We start from the raw sequence: 9,353 nt of genomic DNA, 5'->3' as shown, positions 1-9,353 counted from the left end.
CTATGCCTATGTCGATATGAACCTGATCATCGCAAACGACCAGGGCGGTCCAGCAGCCAGCGTCTGGTACAATGCAGGCATCTACGAAAAGTATCTCAAGTCAGTCAGCAATCCGGACCGGCTGCCGATGGCGGACGATCATGAGCCGAGCCGTTTCTACGCGCGGAATGGATCGATCATTGGCGAAACTGGCCTTGGCGAAGCCGGCTACAAGGTCACCACGAACGAGCAGACCTGGTTCCGTGCCGGCACCAACATCCGCGGCTTCAGCTATTCGCTCCGCAATAATCACAGCACCGATGTGTCCCTTCTCGAAGCTGGCAACGACATCATCGGCGCCGTCGGTCGCTATGCCGGTTCGATCCGGATCGAAGGGCCGGGCTCCCTGATGCTCGCCGCGGGGCGCGATATTTTCGGCGGCACCGGCAAGGACGGCTTCAACTTCGCGACCAGCATTTCGATCCGGAGCGAAGGCAACCGGCGCTGGGACGGCAACAACCGGCCGGTTCTGATGTCCGACATCAAGGGATTGCCGGAGGATGGCGCCAGCGTGACCCTGATGGCGGGCCTCAATGGCAAGCAGCCGGCCTATGCGGATTTCTCGGCGGCCTATCTCGATCCGGCCAATGTCGCGGCAATGCCTGACTATCTCAGGACGACACTGGATGACGGCACCGTCGTGCCGCTCTATCTGATCGATCACATGAAAAAGGACGAGACCGGGCAGATCCGAACGGTGCGCCGCGGCCTCGTCTCCTTCATGGAGGAAATCACGGGCGAGGCGCTCGCGCCGCTGTACGCCTGGGAGCGCTTCCAGGCCTTGCCGCAACTGACGCAGCAGATCTTCCTGCGCCGCGTCTATATGCAGGAACTGCGTGACGCCGGGCGCGACCAGCTCGAACCCGGACAGAACGGCCTGCCATTGAACGGCGGCTACAACCGCGGCTATGCAGCGATCACGACCTTGTTCCCAGGCGATGGCTGGAAGGGAGATATCGTCTCGGGTTCGCTGACGATCCGGACCATGGGCGGCGGCGATATCGAGACGCTGACCCCGGGCGGCGGCTTGCAGGTGGCAGCGCTCAGCACCGATGTGCCCGCAGGGGCTGGTCTCGTCACGTTGTCCTCGGGGCACATCAATATCTTCGCCAGGGAGGACGTGATCGTCAATCGATCGCGCATTCTAACCTTCGTGCCCGAGGTGACCAGGCGCGGCAGCGACATGATCATCTGGTCCACGGTCGGTGACGTCGATGCGGGGCGTGGTGCGAAGACACTCCGGGTGCCATCCGCGCCGGACATCGTGACCGATGAAGATGGTGTGACCCGCATTCTCGAACGTGTCGACATGAGCGGTAGCGGCATCGGCACCATCGGCGACGGCGACGTCACGCTCGTCGCGCCTCGCGGCACCGTCAATTTCGGTGATGCCGGCGTGCGTGTGGCACGCGACTTCTATGTCGCAGCAGATCGCGTATTGAATGCGACCAATATCGATCTCGGCGGTGTGGCGAAGGGACTTCCGCCGGTGCCAAAGGAAGTGCCGGCCATCGCGCGGACGGAGAACGACAACAAGGCGGCGACCGATGCCGCCAAGACGTCATCACAGACGACCACGTCGCAAGCGCCATCCGTCATCATCGTCGAGGTGCTCGGCTATGGCGGCGGTGACAGCGAAACGGACCGACAGCGCGAGGAGGAACGCAAACGGCACAATCAGAACCGGCAGAGTTATGATCCGAATGCACCTGTTCAAGTTGTTGGGCATGGCAACTTGACGGCTGACCAGATGGCATTGCTGACCTCCGGGGAGCGCGCACGCAAATTGCAACAGCAATAGGTTTTCGGCACCAGCTGAAGCGCTCAAATGCCAGATGCACTTGCAAGTGAGTTGCAATAAGATCCGTTTTCGGCCATCCTGCTGAAATGGATGCCAAATCGCCTGCCATTGCTGCTGCGCCGTTGAGTTCCCCCACATCCGCGCCCGCCGTCGATCTGCCGGGCTGGCGGACGAGCGGGGGGGATCCGTCGCTGGCGGGCATGTTCGGCTCGGTGCGGACCGTCAAGAACGGCTCGTTCTGGCGCAAGCTGGTGGCGTTTCTCGGCCCCGGCTATCTCGTCGCCGTCGGCTATATGGACCCCGGCAACTGGGCCACCTCGCTGGCCGGCGGGTCCAAGTTCGGCTACGCGCTGCTGACCGTGGCGCTGGTCTCCAATCTGATGGCCATCGTGCTGCAGTCGCTCTGCGCGCGGCTTGGCGTCGGCGCGGGCAGGGATCTCGCCCAGGCCTGCCGTGATGCCTATCCCAAACCGGTTGCCTGGCTGTTGTGGATCTCGGCCGAGATCGCCATTACCGCCACTGACCTCGCCGAGGTCATCGGCACCGCCATCGGCCTCAATCTGCTGTTCGGCATTCCGCTCGAGATCGGCGTCATCATCACCGCGCTCGACGTGTTTCTCATCCTCGCGCTGCAGGCCTATGGCTTCCGCTGGATCGAGGCTTTTGTGGTTGCGCTGCTCGGCGTCATCGCGGCGTGTTTCGCGATCCAGATCGCCATGGCCGATCCCGACTGGGGGCAGGTGATCCGCGGTTTCGCGCCGACCACCGAGATCGTCGCCAACAAGGAAATGCTCTTCCTCGCCCTCGGCATTCTCGGCGCGACGGTCATGCCGCATAATCTCTATCTGCATTCCGGCCTCGTGCAGACGCGCGGCTATGGCCCCAGCGTCGCGGAGCGGAAAGAGGCGATCAAGCTCTCCACCTGGGATTCGACCATCGCGCTCTGCCTCGCGCTGACCATCAATGCCTCGATCCTGATCCTTGCCGCCGCCACCTTCCACAAGGCCGGCAATACCGAGGTCGCCGAACTCGATCAGGCGCATGCCTTCCTGGCGCCGCTGCTCGGCTCCAGCCTCGCGCCGACCCTGTTCGCCATCGCGCTGCTCTGCTGCGGCCTGAACTCGACCATCACGGCGACGCTGTCCGGCCAGATCGTGATGGAAGGCTTCCTGCGGCTGAAACTGGCGCCGTGGCTGCGCCGCATGATCACCCGCATGATCGCCATCGTGCCGGCGGTGGGCGTGACCATCTGGTATGGCGAGAAGGGGACGGGGCAATTGCTCATCCTCAGCCAGGTGGTGCTGAGTTTGCAGTTGCCGTTTGCCGTGGTGCCGCTGGTGCTGTTCACCGCCAGCAAGCGCAAGATGGGCCCGTTCATCGCGCCGCGCTGGGTCACGGCGCTGGCGCTGATCACCGCGGTGGTGATCATCGCGCTCAACATCAAGCTGGTGGTGGATTTCTTTTTGGGGTGATTAGGTTCGCCCAATTCTCCCCACGTCATACGCGGGCTTGACCCGCGTATCCATCTTTCGTCATGGGGGTGAGAAGTTGGGTCACCGGGTCAAGCCCGGTGATGACATCGAGTATGTAGCGAGTGCCGGCTACTCCTCCGGCTCGCCCATCATCTCGCCGTTCTCATCCACGCGCAGCCAGCCACTCGGCGCCAGCCGCTGCTGCGGCAGATAGCGGCCCTTGTAGTCCATCTTCTTGGATCCCTCGATCCAGTAGCCGAGATAGACGTAGGGCAGGCCCATTTTTTTGGCGCGCTCGATGTGGTCGAGGATCATGAAGGTGCCGAGCGAGCGGGCTTCCTCGCCGGGCTCGAAGAACGAATAGACCATCGACAATCCGTCGCTCAGCACATCGGTGAGCGCCACCGCCAGCAGGTCCTCGCCGCGGCCGGTGATGCCGCTGTCGGGGCCGCGGCGGCGATATTCGATGATGCGGGTCTCCACATGGGAGTCCTCCACCATCATCGCGTAGTCCAGCACCGTCATGTCGGCCATGCCGCCGAGCCGGTGACGCTGGTCGAGATAGGCGCGGAACACGGAATACTGTTCGGAGGTCGGCACCGCGCCGCGCTGCTCGCCGATCACGTCGCTGTTGCGCGCCTGCACCTTGCGGAAATTGCGCGACGGCTTGAACTCATTGGCGACCACGCGCACCGACACGCAGGCGCGACACTGGTCGCAGGCCGGGCGATAGGCAATCGACTGGCTGCGGCGGAAGCCGCCATGGGTCAGGAGGTCGTTGAGGTCGCCGGCCTTGTCGCCCACCAGATGCGTGAACACCTTGCGCTCCTGTCGGCCCGGCAGATACGGGCAGGGCGACGGCGCCGTCAGATAGAATTGCGGGGTGTCGCGGGAGTGTTGGGTCACGGGTCGATATGGGGCTCCGAAGCAGGCTGACACAGCATTGCGCCGACCGGGCTAACGGTCAATGAATTTACCCGGTGTAGCGATTGATCGATGTCAAATTCAGCCGGCGTAACCGAGTTTCGCCCGGGCGACGGAGGCATTCACCACCACGGTTCCCAGCACGAGGTCATGCAGTAGCTGCCGGCGGCCATTGAGCAGGCCGACGACCAGCACCAGCGGCGTCAGCAGCGAGACCGAGGCCCAGAACAGCACCGCATGCGCAGCACCCAGCACGAAATAGCCGGGCTGACCGGAGAAGGTGCGCATCTGCAGGTCCATCATCCGCATGCCCCAGGTGGCGGAATGCGGTCCGCCCAGCGACATGCCGTAATAGACGATCGGCCAGATGATCGAGGCCGGCGAAATCAGCCAGAACAGCCCCCAGCCGAGACCGAGCGTCATCACCCCGAACACCGCGATGAATACCCAGGCCAGGATGATCGGGATCGAGATCACGACGACGTCGACAAGGAAGGCAACGGAGCGCCGTGCCAGCACGCCCCGGAACAGGTCGGGCTGGGCATAGGGATCGAACGCGTGCGCACGCGGCGGCGTGCCATTGCTGCGCCAGGTATCACCCTGCTGGCTGCCGTTGCGCGGACCCGTGTCGGACATGGATGGCTCCTCCCTCATCACAGGAGATCACATGGCGATGATCGGGGGAGGGTACAAGAGTGCGAGCCCCCGCCTGTCATTCCGGGGCGCGTCGAAGACGCGGACCCGGAATCTCGACATGGGAGTCTCCGATGACCCAAGCCACTCGAAGATTCCGGGTTCGCGCTGTCGCGCGCCCCGGAATGACAATCAGGCCTGCTTCGCAACTGCGTCAAACAGCGCAAGGTTCAGCCGCTTGAGGTCGTTGTTCACCGGCTCGGGCTGCGACGAGAACTTTGCGATGGTCAGTTCCGCGACCGGGTCCACATAGAGCATCTGCCCGTGGATGCCGAGCGTGAAGAAGGCGCCGCTGGCATTGCCGGCCTGATACCATTTGTTGCTGTACCGGCCCTCGGGCAGCCAAGCGACGCCCGGGCCTGCGCGCCAGGCTTCGGCGGAGCCGTGCGCGATGGTGTCCTCCACCCAGTGGTGGGAGAGGATGCGGCGTCCGTGCAGCGTGCCGCCCAGCCGCATCAACTCGCCAATGCGGGCGAAATCGCGCGGGGTCATGCAGAAGCCGCCGCCGGTGCGGGCGAGGCCGGTCGCATCCACGGTGATGCAGGCATCCTGCCGTGCGCCGATCGGCTGCCACAGGCGTTCGGAGACAAAACCACTGAAGCGCCGGCCGGTGGCGCGCTCGATCACCAGCCCGAGCACATCCGAATTCGGCGAGCAGTAGTGGAACGGTCCGCCATGATCACCTGCGCCTTTTTGCAGCGAGGCGAGGAAAGCGATGAGCGAATCGGGGGTGTCGCCGGGCACCGCCGGCTCGAGCAGTCCGGCGCGGCGATAGCGCGCAAAATCGCCGCGGGGGTCCTGATAGGTCTCCGAGAAGTCGAGGCTGACCCGCATGTCGAGCACGTCGCGGATGCGGGCATCCGCATAGGCCGATGATTTGAGTTCGGGGACGTAATGCGGCACGGGCGCATCGAGGTCGATCAGCCCGTCGTCATACGCGATGCCCGCGACGACGGCCGTGACGGACTTGCTGGACGAAAACAGGATGTGCCGCGACTGCAGCGTGAAGTTCGCCGCATGGTAGTCCGCAATGACGCGGCCGGATTTCATCACCACCATGGCATCAGTTGACGTCCTGCGCAGGGCGTCCGCGATCGTCATGGTCTCTTCGCCCGTCGCCAGCGTCAGGCCAAGGAGATCGCCGGGAGCGACCACAGCATCCTCGGTCAAGCCCGGCGTCGCCGCAATCCGTGCTGTCGGGATCAGTTCGGAGACGTGACGAAACGCCCACACATTCCATGGCGCCTGCCGCCAGTTGGAGAGGCGGACATCGCTGCGCGCAAATCCATAGGCGGCTTCGAATGCCGACAGTTTTGCATGGCCTGTCATGGATCGCGTCTCGTCTGTGGGAGTGAGCTGTTGAGTGGCGTTAGTGCTGCTGCGGACCGGCGAGCGCGGTCGTGCCGCCGACGAGACAGCCGACAGGTGCCTCACCGGCAAAGCCGAGACGGACGCCGATCTCGGACAGGGCGCCGAGCGGTCGTCCCTGCAGCACGGTGATGCGCTGGCTGTCCCTTCCGACGAGTCCGTTTTTCAGCAACCCGAAGGCAAGGGCCGCCGCCGCAATGCCTGTTGCGGCATCTTCCGGATAGCCCGACGATTTCGGAAACTGCCGCGCTTCAAAGCGGCGCTCGCTCTCGCTGGCGACCGCGTAGGGATAGAGCCCGGTGGAGCCGATGCTGTCGCAGCAGGCTTCGGTGGTCGGCATGACGGTCTGCAGATCGTTCAGCCGCTCCACGCTCTTCATCGGGATCAGCGTTTTTACGCGCGAGGTGACGGCATTCTGGATCGGCAGGTCCAGCAAATCGCTGCGCGTGATCCGTAACGCTGACAGCACGGCGTCTTCCTGCGCAGGCGTGAGATCGACGACCTTGCCGACCGGCTGGGTGATCTCGACATAGGGATCTGCGGCGTTCGCCGTATCGACGAAGCCGGTGACAGGCCCGCTGCGTGTTTCGATGCGGACCTGATGCGATCGGAGCTGCCCCAGCGTCGCCATCGTCCACAGCGCGCCGATGGTGGCGTGGCCGCACATTTCCATCTCGTGGCGCGGCACCCAGAAGCGGAAGGTGTAATCGGCATCGCCGCCCGAGGCAGGCAGGACGAAGCCGGATTCATGGCCGTAGTCCGCGGCGATGCGCTGCATGTCGGATGGGGCGAGGGCACCGGCATCGACGACGATCGGGCAAGGATTCCCGCCCGCGCCCTGATGCGTGAAGACGTTGACCAGTGTGATGTCAGTCATGACAGAGAATTCCCGTCCTGCTCCGTTGCGCGTCGCATCAGAGTAGGAGGCACTAGACTCGTCCGCGCGACCCAACGGGCCTTAATGCGTGTCGGATCGGGCCATCCGGCGGGCATCGCCTGGCGTGATCCCGGCGACGCGCCGCATCAGGCGCGCGAGGGCCGAGCCGGACTCCAGGCCCACCCGCCAAGCCACTTCGCCGACCGGCAGATCGGTCGTGCCAAGCAATGCTCGCGCACGCGCGATCCGCTCGCGATCGTGGAATTCGCCGATCGTCATCCCGGTCTTGTCCCGGAACAGGCGCGTGGCATGGCGGCGCGACAGGCCGAATGCATCGGCGATCTGATCGAGCGATAGAGTGTCGCAGACGTTGGTCGCGATGTAGGATTTGATCTCGGACGCGAGTGCGTCGCCATGTGTCGCCGGGCTCGCTGCGCTGAGTTGCTCGCCGCGCTCGATTTGCGCGAGACAGTCGATGAGCAGTGCCGCCACCAGATGTCCGCGGACGGACTGCGCGGCGCGGTCCGCGGGATCGTATGTCTCGCACAGGCCGAGCAGCGATCGCATCTGCGGTGTCGTGGCGAAAAACGTGGGCGCGCCGAGCTTGGCACGCACGCGGCTGAGCGAGCCGAGCCGGGTTTCGATCGCCGTCAACTGGTCGTCGCTCGTGTAGATGGCGAGGTGATTGTTGCCGGCCCGGCGTGCGGCCGTCTGATGCCCGAGCGTCCTGGGTACGACGGCAAATTGCTGTTCGCTCAGCCAGCTGCCGGCCTTGCGGCTTTCATCGCGAAAATCCACCGCGCCTATGCGCGGCAGCATGATCATCAGGCAATCGTGCCAATGCCACGGCGTGTGGTAGTCATCGCCGCCACCGAGCAGCGCGAGGTGATCGTCGTCGGATGCGAGCATGCGCGCATCCGACGAACTCTCACGCAGCGTCTGCAGGGAGCGGAGCATGAGCGGGCAGCGCCTTATCGTGCCGCCTTGATCCGCTCGGCTGCTTCCGGCGCGAAGTAAGTCAGCACGCCATCGGCGCCGGCGCGCTTGAATGCCACCAGGCTCTCCATGATGACGCGGTCGCGGTCGAGCCAGCCATTGTTGATGGCGCCCATGATCATCGAATATTCGCCGGACACCTGATAGGCGAAGGTCGGCACTGCAAACGTGTCCTTCACGCGGCGGATGATGTCGAGATAGGGCATGCCCGGCTTCACCATCACCATGTCGGCGCCTTCGGCGAGATCGAGCTCGACCTCGCGGATCGCCTCGTCGGAATTGGCGGAGTCCATCTGATAGGTGCGCTTGTCGCCATTCAGCGTCTTGGCGGAGCCGATGGCATCGCGGAACGGGCCATAGAAAGCCGAGGCGTATTTCGCCGCATAGGCCATGATCTGCACGTCGCCGAAGCCCGCAGCATCCAGCGCCTCGCGAATGGCGCCGACGCGGCCGTCCATCATGTCCGACGGCGCGATGACGTCGCAGCCGGCTTCTGCCTGCACCAGCGCCTGGCGCACCAGCACCGCCACGGTCTCGTCATTGAGGATGCGGCCGTTCTGCAGCAGGCCGTCATGGCCGTGGCTGGTATAGGGATCGAGCGCGACGTCGCAGAGCACGCCGAGATCGGGGAATTCCTTCTTGATCGCGCGCACCGACTGGCAGACCAGATTGTCGCCGTTCCAGGCTTCGGAACCCGTCTCGTCGCGCAGGGACGGATCGGTATAGGGGAACAGCGCGATGCAGGGGATGTCGAGCTTCACCGCACGCTCGGCATCGCGCACCACCTGATCCACGGTCAGTCGTTCGACACCGGGCATCGAGGCGATCGGCGTGCGCGCATTGTCGCCTTCGACCACGAAGAGCGGCCAGATCAAGTCGTCGGTGGTGACGACATTCTCGCGCACCAGCCGGCGCGCCCATTCGCTCTTGCGGTTGCGGCGGGGGCGGGTGGTGAGGCCGAGGGAAGGGGCGTCATAGACGGACGATCGGGGTGCCTGTTCACGCAATTCGATGGGCCGCCCGAACTTGATCGCCATGATACCGTCTCCTGAACCGACCACTTCAACTCTCGGCCGGGAGGCCGACGTGGTGCTGCAACTTGGACTTGTTCCAAGTCTAGCATTTCCCGGCACTCACGTCACGATGGGGCTGAAAAATGCTAGACTTGGAACAAGTCCAAGTT

The 9,353-nt window shown here is 64.3% G+C and carries 8 protein-coding genes; 2 read left to right on the top strand and 6 right to left on the bottom strand.

Annotated elements, in window-relative coordinates:
* Positions 1 to 1,840: filamentous hemagglutinin family protein (locus ACIQ17_RS26420; RefSeq protein ID WP_398472278.1), on the top strand; the 1,840-nt coding region annotated here is incomplete at its 5' end.
* 86 nt (positions 1,841 to 1,926) lie between these two features.
* The gene (locus ACIQ17_RS26415; protein ID WP_398472277.1) at positions 1,927 to 3,312 is read left to right on the top strand and encodes an Nramp family divalent metal transporter; all 1,386 of its coding nucleotides are present in this window, start codon (positions 1,927 to 1,929) and stop codon (positions 3,310 to 3,312) included.
* 129 nt (positions 3,313 to 3,441) lie between these two features.
* Here ACIQ17_RS26415 and ACIQ17_RS26410 read toward each other — a convergent pair whose 3' ends face one another.
* The 6 genes from ACIQ17_RS26410 to hemB form a co-directional block, all read right to left on the bottom strand.
* Positions 3,442 to 4,218 (bottom strand): arginyltransferase, encoded by a 777-nt coding sequence (locus tag ACIQ17_RS26410; RefSeq protein WP_398472275.1) that lies wholly within the window; start codon positions 4,216 to 4,218, stop codon positions 3,442 to 3,444.
* Positions 4,219 to 4,317: 99 nt separating this feature from the next.
* Complete coding sequence (locus ACIQ17_RS26405) at positions 4,318 to 4,872, bottom strand: RDD family protein (RefSeq protein ID WP_398472273.1); 555 nt, start codon at positions 4,870 to 4,872, stop codon at positions 4,318 to 4,320.
* Positions 4,873 to 5,061: 189 nt separating this feature from the next.
* The gene (locus ACIQ17_RS26400) at positions 5,062 to 6,258 is read right to left on the bottom strand and encodes a serine hydrolase domain-containing protein (RefSeq protein ID WP_398472272.1); all 1,197 of its coding nucleotides are present in this window, start codon (positions 6,256 to 6,258) and stop codon (positions 5,062 to 5,064) included.
* A 40-nt stretch (positions 6,259 to 6,298) separates the two neighbouring features.
* Entirely contained in the window at positions 6,299 to 7,174 is an 876-nt protein-coding gene (locus tag ACIQ17_RS26395) for a PhzF family phenazine biosynthesis protein (RefSeq protein ID WP_398472270.1), read from the bottom strand.
* 81 nt (positions 7,175 to 7,255) lie between these two features.
* Positions 7,256 to 8,131, bottom strand: coding sequence for a helix-turn-helix domain-containing protein (locus ACIQ17_RS26390; RefSeq protein ID WP_398472268.1), 876 nt, complete (start codon positions 8,129 to 8,131; stop codon positions 7,256 to 7,258).
* Between the two features lie 14 nt (positions 8,132 to 8,145).
* Positions 8,146 to 9,207, bottom strand: coding sequence for a porphobilinogen synthase (gene hemB / locus ACIQ17_RS26385; RefSeq protein WP_398472266.1), 1,062 nt, complete (start codon positions 9,205 to 9,207; stop codon positions 8,146 to 8,148).
* Between the last annotated feature and the right edge of the window lie 146 nt (positions 9,208 to 9,353).

The sequence above is a fragment of the Tardiphaga sp. genome (genome assembly GCF_044340795.1).
In the GTDB taxonomy this organism is placed as follows: Bacteria; Pseudomonadota; Alphaproteobacteria; order Rhizobiales; family Xanthobacteraceae; genus Tardiphaga.
The sequence above is the reverse complement of the archived record's forward strand: the minus strand, read 5'-3'. Positions and strand labels throughout refer to the sequence as shown.